Consider the following 19,681-nt stretch of genomic DNA (forward strand, 5'->3'; position numbering starts at 1 on the left):
GGGGGACGGGGTCCCCCGGAACCTTGGTGGATCAGTTGGAGAGGCTGGCGAGGGAGTCCTTCGCCGCGGCGGCGACTGCTTCTGCAGTGATGCCGAATTCCTGGAAGAGGCGCTTGTAGTCGGCCGAGGCGCCGAAGTGCTCGAGGCTGATGGAGCGTCCGGCGTCGCCGACGAATTCGCGCCAGCCCAGGGCCAGGCCGGCCTCAACGGACACGCGTGCCTTGATGGCCGGGGGAGCACGGTGTCGCGGTACGCGGCGTCCTGCTTGTTGAACCACTCGACGCAGGGCATGGACACCACACGGGTGGGAATGCCTTCGGACTGGAGGGCTTCGCGGGCGTGCACGGCCAGCTGGACCTCGGACCCGGTGCCGATCAGGATGACCTGGGCCTCGGCGGTCTTGCCGTCCTTGGACGCTTCGGCGAGGACGTAGCCGCCCTTCGCGACGCCGGACACGGCACCGAAGGTGTCGCCTTCTGCGTCGCCTTCACCGCGGGCGTAGGTGGGGATGTTCTGCCGGGTCAGGACGATGCCTGCAGGGTTCTCGTGGTTTTCCAACATGGTCTTCCACGCGGCGGCGACCTCGTTCGCGTCGCCGGGGCGGACCACGTCCAGGCCCGGGATGGCGCGCAGGGTGGCGAGCTGCTCCACCGGCTGGTGGGTGGGGCCGTCTTCGCCCAGGCCAATGGAGTCGTGCGTCCAGACATACAGGGACGGGACACCCATCAGCGCGCCGAGGCGGATGGCCGGGCGCTGGTAGTCGGAGAAGATCAGGAACGTGCCGGAGAACGCCCGGGTCCGGCCGTGCAGGGCGATGCCGTTCACGATCGACGCCGCGGCGTGCTCGCGGATGCCGAAGTGCAGCACCCGGCCGTACGGGTTGCCCTTCCAGGCTTCGGTGGAGCGTGAGGCCGGGATGAACGAGGGGGAGCCCTCGATGGTGGTGTTGTTGGACTCGGCAAGGTCGGCCGATCCGCCCCAGAGTTCGGGCAGGACCGGTCCGATCGCGTTCAGGACCTTGCCCGAGGCGGCACGGGTGGAGACGTCCTTGCCGGCTTCGAAGACCGGGAGGGCGGCGTCGAGCTCGACGGGGAGCTTCTTGGCCTCGATGCGCTCGAGCAGGGCGGCGTTCTCCGGGTTGGCGGCCTGCCAGGCTTCAAAGCCGGACTGCCATTCGGTGCGGGCCGCGGCGCCGCGTTCCACGACTTCGCGGGCGTGCGCCAGGACGTCCTCGTCGACCTGGAAGGTCCGGGCCGGGTCGAAGCCCAGGACCTGCTTCAGGGCAGCGACTTCCTCGGCGCCAAGGGCCGAACCGTGGATCTTGCCGGTGTTCTGCTTCTTCGGCGCCGGGTAGCCGATGATGGTCCGCAGCGAAATGATCGACGGCTTGGAGGTCTCAGCCTTCGCGGCGAGCAGCGCGGCGTAGAGTTCCTGGACGTCTTCGACGTATTCGCCCGTCCTGGTCCAGTCCACGCGCTGGGTGTGCCAGCCGTAGGCCTCGTAACGCGCCAGGACGTCTTCGGTGAAGGCGATGTCGGTGTCGTCTTCGATGCTGATGTGGTTCTCGTCGTACACCACCACGAGGTTGCCCAGTTCCTGGTGGCCGGCAAGCGAGGACGCCTCGGACGTCACGCCTTCCTGCAGGTCCCCGTCGGAGGCAATAACCCAGACGGTGTGGTCGAACGGGGACGTACCCTCGGCGGCGTCGGCGTCGAACAGGCCGCGCATCCGGCGCTGGGAATACGCGAACCCGACCGCGGACGCCAAGCCCTGGCCCAGCGGGCCGGTGGTGATCTCCACACCGGCAGTGTGCTTGTACTCCGGGTGCCCCGGAGTCAGCGAACCCCAGGTCCGCAAAGCCTGCAGGTCCTTCAGCTCCAGGCCGTAGCCGGAGAGGAACAGCTGAATGTACAGCGTCAGGGACGTGTGGCCCGGGGAGAGGACGAACCGGTCACGGCCGATCCAGTCCGGGTTCTTCGGGTCGTGGCGCATCAGCTTCTGGAAGAGAAGGTATGCGGCCGGGGCAAGGCTCATGGCGGTGCCGGGGTGGCCGTTGCCTACTTTTTCGACCGCGTCAGCGGCCAGGACCCGGACAGTGTCCACAGCCTTCTGGTCCAAACTGGTCCATGACAGTTCTTGCTCTTCCAAATGTGGCACGAAAACCGGGCCCCTCTCTGTGCTGACGGCAGGTGGTACGGACAGGCCGGAGCAGGGCGCGTTAATGGCGCCCGCTGCAGTGTGTACCAGCCGTTCACCATTGAAACGTTGATCTATCATTCAGTCGCGTATGAAGTTCCGGGAATGCGCGTTCCATTGGCATTCCTTGCGTGCTGATCTGCTCAACAGCTTAGCCCCATTCCACTGGCTGGTCAGCGTATATCTCACTAAGTGGACTGAATTTTCCTTATATGAATCACTGCGTGGCCCGGACGCCGTGAGGATCAGTTAACGTACCGGAATTGCGGAGGCCCGGGAGGCCGGAGAGCCACGGTATGATATTCGGAGGCCACCGCCGGAGGGAGCGGACCCACGTTGGGCCCCCGCCGTTGCGAGAACCAGCCGGACTGAACAGCCAGACAGAACAGAGTGACTGCCACCGTGAGCACAACAGATACGCCGCTGAACGCCTCCCGGCTCCCCGGAAAAATCGGAATAGCCCGCAAAGCCAAGGCCTACCTCGCTCTCACGAAACCCCGGGTCATCGAGCTGCTCCTGGTCAGCACGCTGCCCACTATGATCTACGCCGAACGCGGGTTCCCCTCCATCGGCCTGATCCTGGCAACCCTCGTCGGCGGAGCCTTCGCCGCGGGCAGTGCCGGTGCCTTCAACTGTTACATCGACCGCGACATCGACAAACTGATGCACCGGACGGAAAAACGCCCCCTCGTCACCGGTGAGGTCACACCGCGCGAAGCCCTTGTGTTCTCCTGGCTGCTGGGCGCCGCCGCCATCGCGATCCTCTGGTTCGGCGCGAACCCGCTTTCGGCCTGGCTTGGCCTCGGCGCCATCGTCTTCTACGTGGTCATTTACACGATGATCCTCAAGCGCCGTACGGCCCAGAACATTGTCTGGGGCGGCGCGGCAGGGTGCTTCCCGGTCCTGATTGCCTGGGCTGCCGTCACCAACACCGTGGAGTGGCCGGCCATCGTCCTGTTTATGGTCATCTTCCTCTGGACCCCGCCGCACTACTGGCCGCTCTCCATGCGGTACGGCGAGGACTACCGCAACGCCAATGTGCCCATGCTCGGCGCCATTGCCGGAGCCAAGGTCGTTTCGGTGCAGGTTGTCCTCTACGCCTGGGCCATGGTCGTGTGCTCGCTGCTCATGGTCCCGGCCGGGGGCGCGGGCTGGGTGTACACCATCACCGCCGTTCTCGCCGGTGCCTGGTTCCTCTACGAATCGCACGCCCTGTACAACCGTGCCCAGGGTGGCGACGTGTCCAACAAGGGCGCGATGAAAGTCTTCCACGGCTCCATCAGCTACCTGACCCTGCTATTTATTGCACTCGCCGTCGACCCCTTCGTTGGCCCGGCCATCATGGGCTAACCCCTCAGCCCCGCAACTACCGCACCCCTTAGGACGCTCTCTCACATCCTGCGGCAAAACGGCCAACGCTCTCTCAGCTTTCGCAACGGATTCGGCAACGCTCTCTCACTGCGTGGGGGAGCGTTCCTTTTGCCGGCGGGAGAGAGCATCCGGGAAAAGTGCACAGGAACTGAGAGAGCATCCGGGAAAAGTGCACGGGATCTGACGGAGCATCCGGGAAAGGGGCAAAGAGAGGCACCCCGGCCTTTGCCGGCCGGGGTGCATATCTCGGGGCTGTGCTGCTTGTTGGCTCTGTACTATGTGACGTGCTTGAACTGCCGTGTTGCCGGTCTCTTTCTACTTGACCGGGCTGAAGCGGGCCAGGTCCGCGGCGTTCGTCGCGGCGCTCATGAGCAGCGCGGCTCCCAGCATGTGGGCGCCCACCAGGAGCGCGGGAATGCCGTTGTAGTACTGCGTGAAGCCGATGGCCGCCTGCAGCAGCGTGACGCCAAGCAGCAGCAGCACGGCGTTGCGGAACGGGCCCGTGATCCGGTCCCGAAAAACCAGGAACACGCCGAACAGTGCCCCGGCGGTTACAAGGTAGGCGGGCACGGCGTGAATATGGGAGAACAGGTCCCAGTCCAGGTCGTTCCTCGGGGCGTCGGCATCGCCGGCATGCGGGCCGGCCCCGGTGACCACCACCCCCAGGGTCACCGCAATGGCGGAAAAGAGCGCGACGGCGGCCATCACCGGCCGTGCGGAACCCGACAGGGCGGGAAGCGCGACGGCGGGAAACCGCCCCGTGCGGCCATAGGCCCGGTTGACCAGGAGTGTGGCAAGAACGACGAGCGCCATTGAGACGAGGAAGTGGAGTCCCACAACCCACGGGTTGAGCTGGGTGAGCACCGTAATGCCGCCGATTATGGCCTGCGCCGGGATGCTGGCCAGCAGGCCGAGGGCCAGGAGGAAGAGGTCCCGGCGTTCCTTGCGGAGGTTCCACAGGTAGACCAGCATGAGCGCGGCAATGGCGGCGAGGGCAAACGTCAGCAGCCGGTTGCCGAACTCGATGAAGCCATGGATGCCCATTTCCGGCGTGTTGACCAGGGACACGTCCGTGCAGCGGGGCCAGGTGGGGCAGCCGAGCCCGGATGCAGTGAGGCGGACGGCCCCTCCGGTCACAACCAGCACTGTCTGCCCGATGAGGGACAGGACGGCCAGCCTGCGCACGGTCGCATCGACTGTGACGGGCAGCTTGGACGTCATCCGTCCGAGAATTTGGGGGAGGCGCGGAGCCGTACTCACGGTTTACTCAATTCCACTTGAACCAACGGATGGCTGCTGCCCCGGCGATCGCCGTCCACAGCAGCAGGATAAGGGCGGCGCCCCCATTGAGGGTGCCCTCGAGGAACGCATCCCGGAGGGCCTCACCAAGGGCCCCGAGGGGAGGAAATGGACCAGCTGCTGGGCCGGTCCCGGCAGCCGTTCGGCGGGAAGGACGATCCCGCCGAGGGCCCCCAGCAGGATCCACAGGAGGTTGGTGATGGCCAGCGTCGCCTCGGGGCGGACGGTTCCCGCCACCAGCAGCCCGAGGGCGGTGAAGGCAGCCGCGCCCAAAACCAGCAGCACCACCGCCGGAAGCCAGCCCGCCGGCGTCGGCTGCCAGCCAAGTGCGAAGGCAACCGCGCCCACCACCAGCACCTGCAGCACCAGCACCGCCAGGACGGCCAGGATCTTGCCTGCGATCAGCCCGGTGCGGCCCAGGGGCGTGGTGGACAGGAAACGAAGCACCCCGTAGCGGCGGTCGAAGCCGGTGGAGATACCCTGGCCCGTAAACGCTGTGGACATGGCGCAGAGGGCGAGGATGCCGGGCACTGCGACATTTACCCGGCTGCTGCCGAGCCCGTCCAGCAGCGGCGTGACGGTGAGCCCTACTAGGGCCAGCAGGGGCAGGACGACGGCGAGGATGAGCTGCTCGCCGTTCCGGAGCATGGTGAGCGCCTCATACTTGCCCTGGAGCAGAATGCGGCGGTGCAGCGGGGCAGGAGTGCTGCCTAGAACCCGGCTCATCGGATCTCCCTTCCCGAAATGTCCAAAAATACGTCTTCCAAGCTCCGGGCCTCAAGACTCATTGAGCCCGGCATGACGCCGTGCGCGGCCCACCAGGCCGTCAGCGCTGCCAGGTCCTCCGGCGTCAGGGCGCCGGTTGCTTCGTAGCTCCCGGACCGCGTCTCCCGGACGTCGACGGCGGCGGGCAGGACACCGGTGAAGTCCAGGCCCGGCCGCGCCTCGAAGAGCAGGGTCCGGATGTGTTCCTGGGCGGAGCCCGGGCTGAGGTGCCGCTGCAGCAGTTGCGCCACCGTGCCCTCGGCGACGTTGCGGCCGGCGTCAATGATGTAGACGTAGTCAGCCAGCCGCTGGGCGTCGTCCATGAGGTGGGTGGTCAGGACGATCCCCATGCCGGCGTCGCGCAGTTCCGTGATCAGCTGGAACACAAGTTGGCGTGACTGCGGGTCAAGGCCGGCGCTCGGTTCGTCAAGGAACAGGACCTCGGGGTTGCCCACCAGGGCCGCGGCCAGTGCCAGCCGCTGCTTCTGCCCGCCCGAGAGCCGCCGCACATTGGTCCTGCTGAACGTGTTGATGCCAAGGCGCTCGATCAGCTCATCAACCGGCCACGGGTCCTGGTACATTCCGGCGATATGCCTCAGCAACGGAATGGGCCGGGCCGACGGCGGCAATCCGCCGTCCTGCAGCATGACCCCTACGCGGGAGCGGAGCGAGGCCCCTGCCGTATCGGGATCCTGGCCCAGTAGGGAGACGGTGCCCCCGCTCCGGCGCTGGAGTCCCTGCGCGCATTCGATGGTGGTAGTCTTACCCGCGCCGTTAGCGCCAAGCAGGGCTGTGACCTGTCCCCGTTCGGCGGCCAGGGAAACGCCACTGACAACCCGGAGCATCTTGCCGTCAAGGGAGGCCAGCGGGCCTACGTCCTTAATGAGTCCGGTGATGGACAGGACGGGGGAATCGGGAGATCGCACCAAAACATTCTACGGGATGTAGTACGGCCGGCTCCCGACGGGATGTGACCGCAGGTCAGCCTCGCCTTACTAGTACGGGGGAGTAAATTACGACATGATTGTGTTGTGTATTCCATGAGCACTCAACTTTCTGCGCCCCGAACCGGGCCCGACGCCCCTGTCGGCACCGCCGGTTCGTTTCGGCCCGCCTCGTCGGCGCCACACCAGTCGGCTGCAGACGCCGAGGAGCGCACGCGGGACCGCGTATTGAGTGCGGTCCTGGAACACGGCCCCGTCAGTGCCGCCGAGCTCGGCGACCTGCTCGGATTCACTCCGGCAGCCGTCCGGCGCCACCTTGACCACCTCTCGCGCAGTGGTGTGATCGAAGTCAAACGGGTTGCCCGCGCAGGCGCCGGTGCCGGCCGACCGGCCCGCCGGTACGTCCTCAGTTCCCAGGGCCAGTCCTCTCTCGGTGACGACTATCTTGACATTGCCGGACTTGCGCTCGAGCGCCTTAGCGAGATAGCCGGACCTGACGCGGTCCGCGAGTTCGCCGTCGAGCGCTTTGCCGACATGGAACGCCGTTACGCCCCCGAGATCGACGCTGCCGGCCCGGACATCACCGCGCGGGCGCAGGCACTGTCTGCGGCGTTGAGCCGGGACGGGTTCGTGGCGTCGGCCGCCTCGATAGAAGCCAGGGCCCCGCTGCCTGCCGCGCTTTCCAGCGTCCAGCTGTGTCAGGGGCACTGCCCCATCCAGCAGCTGGCTACGAAGTTCCCGGTGTTCTGCGACGTCGAAACAGAATTGTTTTCACGGCTCGTTGGAGTCGACGTCCGGCGGCTTTCCACGCTAGCCCGCGGCGGGCACGTCTGCACCACCCATATACCTACAGGCCGTCCGGCCGCCAAGGGGCCTGACGGTCCCGGACACACCACGGACAGCCTGGGCGAAGTATCCAACCATCTGCAAGAAAGGCCGTGATGACGGACCAACTATCAGAGAACAAGGTTGCTGAGACTGCTGTGATTTCGGAGATTCTGGAGAAGAACCCCGAGCTCCACGGCATTGGCACCTATGAGTACGGCTGGGCCGACAAGAACGATGTCGGCGCAAATGCCCGCCGTGGCATTAACGAAGACGTCGTCCGCGACATTTCGGCCAAGAAGAGCGAGCCGGAATGGATGCTCGATCTTCGCCTCAAGGGCCTGAAGTACTTCGACCGCAAGCCCATGCCCACCTGGGGTGCGGACCTCTCGGGCATCGACTTCGACAACATCAAGTACTTCGTGCGCTCCACCGAGAAGCAGGCGGCAACCTGGGAAGACCTCCCCGAGGACATCCGGAACACGTACGAGAAGCTGGGCATCCCGGAAGCTGAGCGCAGCCGCCTGGTCTCCGGCGTCGCCGCACAGTACGAATCCGAGGTTGTGTACCACCAGATCCGCGAGGACCTGGAGGCCCAGGGCGTCATCTTCCTGGACACGGACACCGCACTGCGCGAACACCCGGAGATCTTCCAGGAGTACTTCGGCACCATCATCCCGGTGGGCGACAACAAGTTCGCTTCGCTGAACACGGCCGTTTGGTCCGGCGGCTCCTTCGTCTACGTCCCCAAGGGCGTCCACGTGGACATCCCGCTGCAGGCCTACTTCCGCATCAACACGGAAAACATGGGCCAGTTCGAGCGCACGCTGATCATCGCCGATGAGGACTCCTACGTCCACTACATTGAAGGCTGCACGGCTCCGATCTACACCTCGGACTCGCTGCACTCGGCCGTTGTGGAAATCATCGTGAAGAAGGGCGCCCGCGTCCGCTACACGACCATCCAGAACTGGTCCACCAACGTGTACAACCTGGTCACCAAGCGCGCCATCTGCGAAGAGGGCGCCACCATGGAGTGGGTCGATGGCAACATCGGCTCCAAGGTGACCATGAAGTACCCGGCCGTCTACCTTGTGGGCGAGCACGCCAAGGGTGAAACCCTGTCCATCGCGTTCGCCGGCGCAGGCCAGCACCAGGACACCGGCTCGAAGATGGTGCACATCGCGCCGAACACGAAGAGCTCCATCATCTCCAAGTCGGTGGCCCGCGGCGGCGGCCGTGCGGCCTACCGCGGCCTGGTCCAGGTCCGTGAAGGCGCCAAGCACTCGGCCAACACGGTCCGTTGCGACGCCCTGCTGGTGGACACCATCAGCCGTTCAGACACGTACCCGTACATCGACATCCGCGAGGATGACGTGGTCATGGGCCATGAGGCAACTGTTTCCCGGGTCAGCGAAGAGCAGCTCTTCTACCTGATGTCCCGCGGCATGCGCGAAGACGAGGCCATGGCGATGATCGTCCGCGGCTTCATCGAGCCCATCGCCCGCGAACTCCCGATGGAGTACGCACTTGAGTTGAACCGCCTGATTGAACTGCAGATGGAAGGATCGGTCGGTTAATGACTGACATCACTACTGAAAAGGCCCGCATCGGCGCGCCCTCAGCCCAGCCGTTCATCAACGGTTTCACCGAGGAAGGCGAAAGCCTTTCACCCATCAACGCCGCCGGCTCCAAGGCACCGCTTGCGGGAGAGGCTGTCAAGAGCCACTCCCACGGCGGCGGCGTCGGCATTCCGGACAGCTCACGCGCCGGCCGCCTGACCTCCTACAAGCTGGCGGACTTCAAGCCGCTGACCGGCATGGAGGAAGACTGGCGGTTCACCCCGCTGAAGCGCCTGCGCGGACTCCACTCGGCTGTCCTCAACGGCACGGCTCCCGCTGTCAGCGTCACCGCACCGGACGCCGTCACGGTTGAGACCGTGGGCCGCGATGACAAGCGCATCGGTTCCGCGGCTATCCCCGAGGACCGAGTCTCCGCCAACGCCTGGGAAAACTTCAGCGACGCCACGGTCATCACCGTGCCCGCTGAGTTCGAAGCCGACGGCGAAATCAACGTTGTCCTCACCGGCCAGGGAACGGACGCTTCCGCGCAACACCTCGTGATCGTGGCGCAGAAGTTCTCCAAGTCAGTTGTTGTCCTGGACCACCAGGGCAGCGCCGTTGTCTCCGAAAACGTGGAAATCGTGGTCGAGGACGGCGCCGAACTGTCCGTCATCTCGCTCCAGGAATGGAACGACGACGCCGTGCACGCCTCGTCGCAGCAGGCCAAGATCGGCCGCGACGCCAAGTTCAAGCACATAGTGGTGAGCCTCGGCGGGGACCTGGTCCGCGTTACGCCTTCTGCACGGTTCACCGCCCGGGCGGCGAAGCAGAATTGTTCGGCCTCTACTTCGCCGACGCCGGCCAGCACCTTGAGCAGCGCCTGTTCGTTGACCACGCAGTGGCCAACTGCAAGTCGAACGTCCTCTACAAGGGCGCACTGCAGGGCCGCAACGCGCACGCCGTGTGGGTTGGTGACGTCCTGATCCGCAAGGAGGCAGAAGGCACCGACAGCTACGAGGCGAACCGCAACCTGCTGCTCACCGACGGCGCACGTGCCGACTCCGTTCCGAACCTCGAGATCGAGACCGGCCTGATCAAGGGTGCCGGCCACGCCAGCGCCACCGGCCGCCTGGACGACGAGCACCTGTTCTACCTGATGGCTCGCGGTATTCCGGAAGACGTGGCCCGCCGCCTCGTGGTCCGTGGGTTCCTGCACGAAATCATCCAGCACATCAAGGTGCCGGCCATCGAAGAGCGCCTCATCGCATCCGTTGAGCGCGAACTCGCGGCAACCAATAACTAGTGCGCAGCACTAGAGAACATGGACCACACCAGATGACTGACCAGCCAAAAGGCGAGCTTGTCTGCAACGCGAGCGAGATCCAACTCAAGCAGGCGCTGCGGATCCTGATCGACGACTACCCCGTAGCCATCGTGAAGGACTCGATGGGCGAAATCCATGCCATCGGTGACACCTGCTCGCACGCGGACATCTCGCTCTCCGAAGGGGAGATTGAGGGCTGCAAGATCGAATGCTGGGGCCACGGCTCCCAGTTCGACCTCCGCAGTGGCCAGCCGCTCCAGCTGCCGGCCTACGATCCCGTGCCTGTTTTTGCCGTGGCCCTTCACGGCGACGACGTCTACGTGGACGTCACCAACGTTGTGAACGGTGCCGAGGCCCCCAACTTCAGCTGACAGCGTGAGCCATCAACGCAGTCAGCATCCGCTTTAGAAAAACTTTCAGCCGAGAAACCGCACCGCCGCCGGAGGGCACGGTGCAGAGGAGAACAAGACACATGTCTACTCTTGAGATCAAGGACCTGCACGTCAGCATTGAGACTGAGCAGGGCACCAAGGAGATCCTTAAGGGCGTCAGCCTGACCATCAAGACCGGCCAGACGCACGCCATCATGGGCCCGAACGGCTCAGGCAAGTCCACCCTGGCGTCCACCATTGCCGGCCACCCCCGCTATAACGTCACCAGCGGTTCCATCACGCTGGACGGCGAAGACGTCCTGGCCATGAGCGTCGACGCGCGCGCCCGCGCCGGCGTCTTCCTGGCCATGCAGTACCCCGTTGAAGTTCCTGGTGTCTCCATGACCAACTTCCTGCGGACCGCCAAGACCGCCATTGACGGCGAGGCACCCAAGCTGCGCACCTGGACCAAGGAAGTCAAGGATGCCATGCAGAAGCTGCGCATCGACGCCGACTTCGCCCAGCGTAACGTCAACGAAGGCTTCTCCGGCGGCGAGAAGAAGCGTGTGGAGATCCTCCAGCTGGAGCTCTTCAAGCCGAAGTTCGCCATCCTGGACGAGACCGACTCCGGCCTCGACGTGGACGCCCTCAAGGTCGTCTCCGAAGGCGTCAACCGCGCCCACGCCGAAGGCAACATGGGCACGCTGCTCATCACCCACTACACCCGCATCCTGCGCTACATCAAGCCGGACTTCGTCCACGTGTTTGTTGACGGCCAGGTTGTCGAGGAGGGCGGCCCGGAGCTCGCCGACCGCCTCGAAGAAGAAGGCTACGACCGTTACGCCACCGGCGCAGGCGCAGCCACCATCGCTGCGGCACAGGCCTAGTTAGGACAACGCCATGACCGAAATCAAAGCGGCCCGCACGGGCCTCGAAGATGTCGAAGAGGCACTGAAGGACGTCATCGACCCCGAGTTGGGAGTCAACATCGTTGACCTGGGCCTGCTGTACGGCCTGAAGTACTCGGACGACGACGGCGCCCTGCTCATCGACATGACGCTCACCACGGCGGCATGCCCGCTCACGGACGTTATTGAGGAGCAGGTGGGCAAGGCCCTCGACGGCGTCGTGGACGACTGGCGGCTGAACTGGGTCTGGATGCCGCCGTGGGGTCCGGAGCGGATCACCGAAGACGGACGCGACCAGATGCGGGCCCTCGGCTTCAATATCTGAGTCCCCATGCGGGGAAGTAACGACGGCGGCCGGTCACCTTCCCAAAGGAAGGCGACCGGCCGCCGTCGTGCTGTTTGCCCGTAGGTCAGGGCGTGGCAACCGAGAACGTGTCGCACTGATTGATGTCGGTCGCCTTGTAGCCGGTGCTGAACCATTTCTGCCGCTGCGCGCTTGAGCCGTGGGTCCAGGCCTCGGGCGAGACACGGCCGGTGGCGGCTTTCTGGATGCGGTCGTCGCCGACGGCGGACGCGGCGGAGAGGGCGTCGTTGAGGTCCTGCTGGGTGAGGGGTTCAAGGAATGGCTGGCCGGTTCTCGGATCCTGCTGCTCGGTGGCGTGCTGCGCCCAGAGTCCGGCGTAGCAGTCGGCCTGCAGTTCCACCCTGACGGCGCCCGATTCGGGACCCTGCGGGTCCTGCTGTGCGCGGTCGAGGTTGCCAAGGAGGTTCTGGACATGGTGGCCGAATTCGTGCGCCACCACGTACTCCTGGGCCAGCGGTCCGCCGGAGGAGCCGAACCGGTCCACGAGGTCCTGGAAGAAGCCCGGGTCGAAATAGGCCGTCCTGTCGACCGGGCAGTAGAAGGGACCGACGTCTGACGTTGCGCCGCCGCAGCCCGTGTTGGTGGCCTGGCTGAAGATCACAGTCTCGGGGCGCGGATACTCCGTCTTGTACTGCGCCAGATAAGCCGGCCAGAAGGCATTGAGGCTGTTGACCGTGCCGGTGATCCGGCAGTCCAGCCGCGCGTCGGCGTCGGCGCCCGTTTCGCACGCCGGTGCGCTTCCCTGGGTCTGAGGCTCCTGCGACGTTCCCGTCAAACCTCCGAGAATTTGGGGGTCGACCCCCAAAAGGACGGCCAGCAGGAGGATGATTCCGCCCCCGATTCCGCCCCCGATTTTCGTGCCACGGCCCATGCCGCGCCGGTCCTGCACCTGTGACGGATCCAGCTGGACGTTGTCATTGAAACTCATATTGTCACAATAGCCTTCCCGGACACGGCGAGATCTGTGCCCGGCCGGTAAAGTTGATCCGATGCCTTTCCTCAACAGACTCCAACGCTGGGCCGCTGACCGCCCCGACGACACCGCCGTCGTCGTGGCGGGCCGGCACCTCAGCTGGTCCGGACTCCGGGACGCCGCCGAGGCACGGACAGTTGACTCCGGCAACGTCACGGTTCTGGCCGAACCGAACTCCGTGGACTTTGCCGCCGCATTCGCGGCCGCCGTGGCGGGGGACCGCCAATGCGCCGTCCTCGACCCCACGTGGCCCGAACAGCTCAAGGCCGAGATCACTGACCGGCTGCACACGGCAGTCCTCGCGCCGGCTCCTGCCCGGAAACCAGCGCGGGGGCCTGCAGAACATAGCCAGGCCGCGCCCGGTCCTGCGCCGGCCGAACTCCGGGACGGGAGCCCTGATACGCCCTTCCTGATCGGGCTGACCTCCGGCACCACCTCCGTGCCGAAGGCCTTCACCCGTTCGAGGCGTTCCTGGCAGGAGTCCTTCGAGGCATCGATTGAGTTCTTTGGACTCACGCCGCAGGACAAGACCCTTGCCCCCGGGCCGCTGGCGGCCAGCCTCAACCTTTACGCACTCGCCGAGTGCCTTTATGCTGGCTCCGAATTCCACACCCTGGAATCGTTCGACGTCGGCGACGTGCACACCGCCATCGCGCACGACGGCATCACCAGGCTGGTACTGGTCCCCACCATGCTCCGGCTGCTCAGCGAGCGGGGACTGGCCGGCGGAGTGGACGCCTCGGGGATCACCTCGATCATCTGCGCCGGTTCCAAGCTGGACGCCCGCACACTGGAGGCCGCCCGCCGCTGGGCACCCAAGGCCACCATCTTCGAGTATTACGGTGCCTCCGAGCTGAGCTTCGTCTCGGGTGCCGGCCTGCGCGCCGGAGCGCCGCTGGATGCCGGCGGGACGGGCATCGGAAAACCTTTCCCCGGCGTCGACGTCCGGATCCTCGACGACGCCGGAGCCCTCCTGCCCGACGGCACGGACGGCAACATCTGCGTCCGCAGCGGAATGGTCAGCAACGGCTACCTCTGGGGCGACGACGGACAGGCCCTGCGCTGCTTTGACGGCTGGTACACCGTGGGGGACCAGGGCTACCTCGCCGGCGGTGTGCTGCATATCCTGGGACGCCGCTCGGACATGATCATCACGGCCGGCAAGAACGTCTACCCGCATGAGGTGGAACTGGCCCTTGCCTCCGTTCCGGGCGTGGCCTCCGCTGTCGCTGCCGGCATGGCCGACGACGTCCGCGGCCAGCGCGTGGTGGCCGCGGTGGTGCCCGCCCACGGCGGCATCACCGCAACGCAGCTCAAGGCAGGGCTCGACGACGTCCTGCCGAGGGACAAACGGCCCCTGCAGTATTTCGCCCTGGCCGAGCTCCCTGTGACGGACCGCGGCAAGGTCAGCAGGCAGTTGCTGCTGGATTGGATAGACAGCAGCGACCCGCGGATACGCCGCCTTGGCTGAGCAGCTCCCAGCCGGCCGCCAGCCGGTAATCATCGCAGCCCTGCGCACTCCCATCCGCAGGGTGAACGGGGCGTTCAAGGAGTTGCGTGCCCACGAGCTCCTTGCCCCGGTTCTTCACGGACTGCTGGACGCCACTGAACTGCCGGCCTCCGGAGTTGCGGACGTTGTGATCGGCAACGCGGTGGGTGCCGGCGGCAATGTTGCCCGGCTGGCGGCGCTGGAGGCTGGGCTGCCGGTCAGCGTTCCCGGCGTGACGGTGGACAGGCAGTGCGGCTCCGGGCTGGACGCCATAGTGCTGGCCGCGCGGCTCGTGGCGGCCGGCGGCAACGGGGCTTACCTCGCCGGCGGCGTGGAGAGCATCAGCACCGCGCCCCTGCGGGCGAACAGGTCCGCCGACGGCAGTCCCGACTTTTTCAGCCGTGCCCAGTTCGTCCCGCTTAGCTACGGAGATCCGGGCATGGGAACCGCAGCGGACAACGTGGCCGCGGAATTCGGCATCGGCCGTGACCGGCAGGACCGGTTTGCGCTGCGGAGCCACAGCCGGGCCCTGGCGGCCGCAGCGTCCGGAACCTTCCGTGGGGAAATCGTGCCGCTGGACGCTCCGTCCGGGACGGTGGCCTCCGACGACGGTCCGCGCCCCAGCCTGACCGCGGCCCTGATGGCGCGGTTCCCGCCTGCCTTCGCCGAGGGCGGTACTGTCACCGCCGGAAACGCGTGCTTCGACGCCGACGGCGCCGCCGCCGTCGTGGTCACTTCCCTGCAGCGGGCGCGCGAACTTGGGGCGCGCGACGGACTGCTGGTGCTCGGCACCGATACCGCAGGCGTGGACCCGCGCCTGCTCGGCATCGGCGCGGCTGTTGCCGCCGGCCGGCTCCTCAGCGACAGGGGAGTGGACCCCGCTGATGTCGGGCTGGTGGAATTCAACGAGGCGTTCGCCTCACAGACCCTCGCGTGCCTGGACGCGCTCGGCATTGACCCGGAGCGGGCAAACCTCGACGGCGGCGCGCTGGCCCTGGGCCATGCGTACGGCGCATCTGGTGCCGTTCTGGTGACAAGGCTCCTGGCGCAGGCCCGTCGTAACGCTGCCCAGGAACCAGGCCCTGCCGGACAGCTGGCGCTGGCAATGATCAGCATTGCCGGAGGCATGGGCACGGCTGCCCTCTTCAGGTACGAACGGCTGGAGGCTGTGGCAGAAACGTCCTAGCGGATTCCCCGCTGGGGATGGTCATCATCGTCCTCGGGCTCACCCAGCCCGCGGGCAGCGAGGGCATCGCCGGTTTGACGGGCGTAGGCCACGGTGGTGATGAAGACTGGCAGGACCAGGGCCCGCGGGTTCCGTTCCAGGCCTCGGGCCCGTGCTGAATCCCTCACATCGGAATACGCTCCGGCAATGAACGGAATGCTGCGGAGCATGATCGCGATGGTCAGGGCGAAGCGTTCGGGGTCGGCACCGAACCGGCGGAACGGCACGGCAACGGAGACCACACCGTCCAGGAGCCGCTGCATCGGCGTGGTGGCGGTCAGGATTGATGCCGCCGCGACACACACCAGGACGTTCAGGACGATCCTCGCCGCCACGGGTCCACCCAGCTGCCACCACTGGAACAGGCCGATGGCCAGCAGCACGGGCAGGATGGGGCGGACGGCCCGGAACAGACGTGCCGGCCCGGCACCGCTGAGTAGGAACAGGGCGCACATCAGCCCCAGCGCCACAGCCGCAACCACCCAGTCAACCACCAGGAACGATCCCATGCCGCAGCCCACCACCACCAGGAACTTGAGCCAGAGCGGCGACCGGTGGACCAGCGACGTGCCGGGAACGTAGTTGACCAGCAGGAATCCGTGGCCGCTCACCGGCGCTCCAGATCGTGCGGCCGCGGGCTGGTGAGCAACGGCAGGGAGGCGCTGGCCGGAGGAAGGCCGGCAGCGCAGAGCGCACGGTAGTGTTCGACGGCGGCCTCGGCACCGCCGTCGAACACCACCTGGCCGGCTTCCACCACCAGGACGCGGTCCATGTCCCGGACCAGCTCCAGATCGTGCGTGGACATTACGATCTGCTGGCTGAGGCCCGCCATGGTCCGGCGCAGCAGTTCGCGGTTGCGAAGGTCCAGCAAGGTGGACGGCTCGTCGAGCACCAGCACCGCAGGTTCCACGGCCAGGACGGCCGCCAGGGCCATGAGCTGACGTTCCCCGCCGGAGAGCTCGTAAATGCTTTGGTCCGCCAGCGGCAGCAGCCCGAACCGGTTGAGGATCGCTGCGGCGGCCTCCCGGCGCTCCCTCGCGTTCCGGACGGATCGCCGCAGGGACAGCTCAACGTCCTCCCGTCCGGTGGGCATGACCAACTGGGAAAGCGGGTCCGTGAACACAAAACCCACTTTGCGGCGCACGGAACGCACGGACCTGACGGTGTCCGCGCCGTCAACGGTCACCGTTCCGCCGCTCGGCGCGACCAGCCCGTTGAGGAGCCGCAGGAGGGTGGACTTCCCCGAACCGTTGGCACCGATCACGCCGATCCGCTGTTCCGTGAGATTCAGCGAGATTCCGTCCAGGAGTGTCTTGGGGTGCGGACGTCCGTCCACATCCACCCGAACCGCGACTCCGTCCAGCAGGATGCCACCCATGCTAGTTCCCTGCCTGTGCCGTCCCGCGGTTCCGGACGCCGGGGCGGCGGATCAGGAGATCCGGGAAGGCCTTGTGGAGGGCGATGGCGATGCTCACGGCCAATACGTTCTTGATGATGTCGCCCGGGTAGTAGGCAAGGTCCAGGAGGAATGCCTTCTGAAGGTCCAGCTTGGCGTTGACCATCATGCCCAGCACCCCCAGCCCGTGGACCAGGACAATGCTCGTGGCCATGGCGGCGGCGAACAGGAACAGCCCCGGTACTTCAGGGTTCGGCGGAGCACAATGGTGGTCAGCCAGCCCACGGCGGCGGCAGCCAGCGGGAAGGCGATGATGTAGCCGGCGGACGGTCCGGCAAGGATTCCCAGGCCGCTGCGGCCGCCGCTGAAGATGGGCAGCCCGGCCAGTCCGAGCAATGTGTACAGTCCTACGGCGGCGAACGCCCGGCCGGGTCCCAAAGCGAGTCCGGTCAGCATGACGGCGAGGGTCTGAAGGGTGATGGGGACGCCCAGTCCGCCCACGGGGATGGCCGCGATGAGTGCGGAGCCGGCCACAAGGGCGGCGAAGACGGCGATCAGGCCGAGGTCCGTGGCGTTCCAGCGTTTCCGGCCGCCAGCGGCCTGGCGGGTGACGGCGGTGTCAGTCTTGGTCATGGGGAGGTCCTGTCGGTTTGTGCAATGCTCTTCAGCGGGGGAGGGCAGCCACCGTGCGCAGGCACTTCCCTTCAATTCTGACGATACGTCGCCAGCGGCGGGCGCATTTTGTAGGGGATCTACTAACGGAGGTCGCCGGCTCTGGACAGGGTGGCCAAAGCCGCACGGCTCCGCGGTACGGCGGCAGATACGGCCGCGTTAATAAGGTCGGGGACGTGCCGGTAGACTTGTAGGGGCCGTTCTCTCGGCCACTCTGCCCCGGCCCCTTCCAGATCCAACCTGTTGTGCCGTGGCGTTCCCTGTTGTGAAAGGCCTTACCTGCTTTGATTACCGTCCAGGATCTTGAACTGCGCGCCGGCGCCCGCCTTCTCATGGACCAGGTGAGCTTCCGGATCGACAAGGGAGACAAGATCGGCCTGGTCGGTCGTAACGGTGCAGGCAAGACCACTCTGACCCGGGTGCTCGCCGGTGAAGGCCTGCCTGCCGCGGGCAAAGTGACCCGGACCGGCGAAATCGGCTACCTGCCGCAGGATCCGCGCACCCCGGACATGGAACAGCTCGCACGGGACCGGATCCTCTCCGTCCGCGGCCTGGACATCGCCGTCGGCAAACTCCGCCTGGCCCACGAAGAGATGGCCAGCGAGGACGCCACGGTCCAGCGCAAAGCGATGAACCGCTACGACCGGCTGGAATCGGAGTTCCTGGCGGCCGGTGGCTACGCGGCCGAAGCCGAGGCCGCAGCGATCTGCTCGAACCTCGCACTGCCGGACCGCCTGCTGAACCAGCCGCTCAAGACCCTGTCCGGTGGACAGCGGCGCCGCGTGGAGCTCGCGCGCATCCTGTACTCGGATGCTGAAACCATGCTCCTTGATGAGCCCACCAACCACCTCGACGCCGATTCCATCTCCTGGCTCCGGGAGTTCCTCAAGAACCACCAGGGCGGGCTGATTGTCATCAGCCACGACACCGAACTGCTCGAAGCCACCGTGAACAAGGTCTTCCTCCTGGATCCCAACCGCGCCCAGATCGACTTCTACAACATGGACTGGAAGCGTTACCTCACCCAGCGCGAAACCGACGAGCGTGCCCGCAAGCGTGAGCGCGCCAACGCGGAGAAGAAAGCCCAGGTCCTCTTCGACCAGGCCAACAAGATGCGCGCCAAGGCCACCAAGGCCGTGGCCGCGCAGAACATGGCCAAGCGTGCCGAGCGTCTGCTGGGCGGCCTCGAGGCCGTGCGCGCGACCGACCGCGTGGCAGCCCTGCGCTTCCCGGACCCGTCACCGTGCGGCAAGACCCCGCTCACTGCGGACGGGCTCAGCAAGTCCTACGGCTCGCTGGAGATCTTCACCGACGTGGATCTCGCGATCGACAGAGGCTCCAAGGTGGTCATCCTGGGCCTCAACGGCGCCGGCAAGACGACGCTGCTGCGCATGCTCGCCGGCGTCGACAAGCCTGACACCGGTGAAGTCGTTGCGGGCCACGGCCTGAAGGTTGGCTACTACGCCCAGGAGCACGAGACCCTGGACGTGGACCGCACCGTCCTGCAGAACATGCGTTCCTCCGCCCCGGACATGAACGACGCGGAGGTACGGAACATCCTGGGTTCGTTCCTGTTCTCGGGCGACGACGTCGACAAGCCCGCCGGTGTGCTCTCCGGCGGTGAGAAGACCCGACTGGCGCTGGCCACGATCGTGGCCTCGAGTGCCAATGTGCTGCTCCTTGACGAGCCCACCAACAACCTCGACCCCGCCAGCCGCGCCGAAATCCTCGGGGCCCTGAGCAACTACACCGGTGCCGTCGTGCTGGTCAGCCACGATGAGGGCGCCGTCGAGGCGCTGAACCCGGAGCGCGTCGTCCTTCTGCCCGACGGCATCGAGGACCACTGGAACGAAGACTACCTGGACCTGATCACGCTGGCTTAGGCCTTGCCTTGGTCGATGCCCCGCGGCGCGTTCGCTCCGCAGTGCGCGTGATTTCCCGCTTGCTGGCTCGTTCCTCGCCTTTGACGCAAGCTACATAAATCACCCGCACTCCTG

The 19,681-nt window shown here is 66.2% G+C and carries 14 protein-coding genes and 4 pseudogenes; 10 read left to right on the top strand and 8 right to left on the bottom strand.

Annotated elements, in window-relative coordinates; all coding sequences use genetic code 11:
• Positions 1–31: 31 nt before the first annotated feature.
• Positions 32–2,148, bottom strand: a pseudogene (tkt, locus tag FCN77_RS13715) (transketolase).
• 438 nt (positions 2,149–2,586) lie between these two features.
• Here tkt and FCN77_RS13720 point away from each other — a divergent pair.
• Entirely contained in the window at positions 2,587–3,546 is a 960-nt protein-coding gene (locus tag FCN77_RS13720) for a heme o synthase (RefSeq protein WP_137322714.1), read from the top strand.
• 336 nt (positions 3,547–3,882) lie between these two features.
• Here the strand turns inward: FCN77_RS13720 and FCN77_RS13725 are convergent, their stop codons facing one another.
• From FCN77_RS13725 to FCN77_RS13735, 3 genes and pseudogenes are all read right to left on the bottom strand, one after another.
• Positions 3,883–4,827: a heme A synthase gene (locus FCN77_RS13725; RefSeq protein WP_137322715.1), complete on the bottom strand. Its 945-nt coding sequence runs from the start codon at positions 4,825–4,827 to the stop codon at positions 3,883–3,885.
• Positions 4,828–4,834: 7 nt separating this feature from the next.
• Positions 4,835–5,592, bottom strand: a pseudogene (locus tag FCN77_RS13730) (ABC transporter permease).
• Positions 5,589–6,557 (bottom strand): ABC transporter ATP-binding protein, encoded by a 969-nt coding sequence (locus FCN77_RS13735; protein ID WP_137322716.1) that lies wholly within the window; start codon positions 6,555–6,557, stop codon positions 5,589–5,591. Before FCN77_RS13735 ends, FCN77_RS13730 begins: the two are co-directional and overlap by 4 nt.
• A 114-nt stretch (positions 6,558–6,671) precedes the next feature.
• Between FCN77_RS13735 and FCN77_RS13740 the strand changes: the two genes are divergently transcribed.
• The 6 genes and pseudogenes from FCN77_RS13740 to FCN77_RS13765 all read left to right on the top strand — a co-directional run bounded on the left by FCN77_RS13740 (position 6,672) and on the right by FCN77_RS13765 (position 11,890).
• The gene (locus FCN77_RS13740) at positions 6,672–7,517 is read left to right on the top strand and encodes a metalloregulator ArsR/SmtB family transcription factor (protein WP_137322717.1); all 846 of its coding nucleotides are present in this window, start codon (positions 6,672–6,674) and stop codon (positions 7,515–7,517) included.
• Positions 7,517–8,980 carry a Fe-S cluster assembly protein SufB gene (sufB, locus tag FCN77_RS13745; RefSeq protein ID WP_137322718.1) on the top strand — a complete coding sequence of 488 codons (1,464 nt, stop codon included), beginning with the start codon at positions 7,517–7,519 and terminating at the stop codon, positions 8,978–8,980. The genes FCN77_RS13740 and sufB overlap by 1 nt, the downstream gene beginning before the upstream one ends.
• Positions 8,980–10,265: pseudogene (gene sufD, locus FCN77_RS13750) on the top strand (Fe-S cluster assembly protein SufD). The gene sufB and the pseudogene sufD overlap by 1 nt, the downstream one beginning before the upstream one ends.
• Before the next feature lie 32 nt (positions 10,266–10,297).
• Complete coding sequence (locus FCN77_RS13755; RefSeq protein ID WP_137322719.1) at positions 10,298–10,657, top strand: non-heme iron oxygenase ferredoxin subunit; 360 nt, start codon at positions 10,298–10,300, stop codon at positions 10,655–10,657.
• A gap of 101 nt (positions 10,658–10,758) precedes the next feature.
• Complete coding sequence (sufC, locus tag FCN77_RS13760) at positions 10,759–11,544, top strand: Fe-S cluster assembly ATPase SufC (RefSeq protein ID WP_137322720.1); 786 nt, start codon at positions 10,759–10,761, stop codon at positions 11,542–11,544.
• 13 nt (positions 11,545–11,557) lie between these two features.
• Positions 11,558–11,890: a metal-sulfur cluster assembly factor gene (locus FCN77_RS13765; RefSeq protein ID WP_011691953.1), complete on the top strand. Its 333-nt coding sequence runs from the start codon at positions 11,558–11,560 to the stop codon at positions 11,888–11,890.
• 85 nt (positions 11,891–11,975) lie between these two features.
• Here the strand turns inward: FCN77_RS13765 and FCN77_RS13770 are convergent, their stop codons facing one another.
• Positions 11,976–12,857, bottom strand: a complete 882-nt coding sequence (locus tag FCN77_RS13770; protein WP_137322721.1) for a neutral zinc metallopeptidase — start codon at positions 12,855–12,857, stop codon at positions 11,976–11,978.
• 61 nt (positions 12,858–12,918) lie between these two features.
• On the opposite strand from FCN77_RS13770, the gene FCN77_RS13775 reads away from it, so the two are divergent.
• Positions 12,919–14,373 carry a class I adenylate-forming enzyme family protein gene (locus FCN77_RS13775; RefSeq protein ID WP_137322722.1) on the top strand — a complete coding sequence of 485 codons (1,455 nt, stop codon included), beginning with the start codon at positions 12,919–12,921 and terminating at the stop codon, positions 14,371–14,373.
• Positions 14,366–15,577, top strand: coding sequence for a thiolase family protein (locus FCN77_RS13780; RefSeq protein ID WP_137322723.1), 1,212 nt, complete (start codon positions 14,366–14,368; stop codon positions 15,575–15,577). Before FCN77_RS13775 ends, FCN77_RS13780 begins: the two co-directional genes overlap by 8 nt.
• On the opposite strand, the gene FCN77_RS13785 is transcribed toward FCN77_RS13780, so the two are convergent.
• From FCN77_RS13785 to FCN77_RS13795, 3 genes and pseudogenes are all read right to left on the bottom strand, one after another.
• Positions 15,574–16,227: an energy-coupling factor transporter transmembrane protein EcfT gene (locus FCN77_RS13785; RefSeq protein WP_137322724.1), complete on the bottom strand. Its 654-nt coding sequence runs from the start codon at positions 16,225–16,227 to the stop codon at positions 15,574–15,576. The genes FCN77_RS13780 and FCN77_RS13785 overlap by 4 nt on opposite strands.
• Entirely contained in the window at positions 16,224–16,994 is a 771-nt protein-coding gene (locus tag FCN77_RS13790; RefSeq protein WP_137322725.1) for an energy-coupling factor ABC transporter ATP-binding protein, read from the bottom strand. Before FCN77_RS13790 ends, FCN77_RS13785 begins: the two co-directional genes overlap by 4 nt.
• 1 nt (position 16,995) lies before the next feature.
• Positions 16,996–17,645: pseudogene (locus FCN77_RS13795) on the bottom strand (biotin transporter BioY).
• A 323-nt stretch (positions 17,646–17,968) separates the two neighbouring features.
• Between FCN77_RS13795 and FCN77_RS13800 the strand changes: the two are divergent.
• Positions 17,969–19,567, top strand: coding sequence for an ABC-F family ATP-binding cassette domain-containing protein (locus FCN77_RS13800; RefSeq protein ID WP_137322726.1), 1,599 nt, complete (start codon positions 17,969–17,971; stop codon positions 19,565–19,567).
• Positions 19,568–19,681: the final 114 nt, after the last annotated feature.

The sequence above is a fragment of the Arthrobacter sp. 24S4-2 genome, assembly GCF_005280255.1.
In the GTDB taxonomy this organism is placed as follows: domain Bacteria; phylum Actinomycetota; class Actinomycetes; order Actinomycetales; family Micrococcaceae; genus Arthrobacter.

Coding starts and splice junctions, on each gene's coding strand:
- FCN77_RS13740 (WP_137322717.1), top strand. CDS start 6,672: ATGAGCACTCAACTTTCTGCGCCCCGAACCGGGCCCGACGCCCCTGTC.
- sufB (WP_137322718.1), top strand. CDS start 7,517: ATGACGGACCAACTATCAGAGAACAAGGTTGCTGAGACTGCTGTGATT.
- FCN77_RS13755 (WP_137322719.1), top strand. CDS start 10,298: ATGACTGACCAGCCAAAAGGCGAGCTTGTCTGCAACGCGAGCGAGATC.
- sufC (WP_137322720.1), top strand. CDS start 10,759: ATGTCTACTCTTGAGATCAAGGACCTGCACGTCAGCATTGAGACTGAG.
- FCN77_RS13765 (WP_011691953.1), top strand. CDS start 11,558: ATGACCGAAATCAAAGCGGCCCGCACGGGCCTCGAAGATGTCGAAGAG.
- FCN77_RS13770 (WP_137322721.1), bottom strand. CDS start 12,857: ATGAGTTTCAATGACAACGTCCAGCTGGATCCGTCACAGGTGCAGGAC.
- FCN77_RS13775 (WP_137322722.1), top strand. CDS start 12,919: ATGCCTTTCCTCAACAGACTCCAACGCTGGGCCGCTGACCGCCCCGAC.
- FCN77_RS13790 (WP_137322725.1), bottom strand. CDS start 16,994: ATGGGTGGCATCCTGCTGGACGGAGTCGCGGTTCGGGTGGATGTGGAC.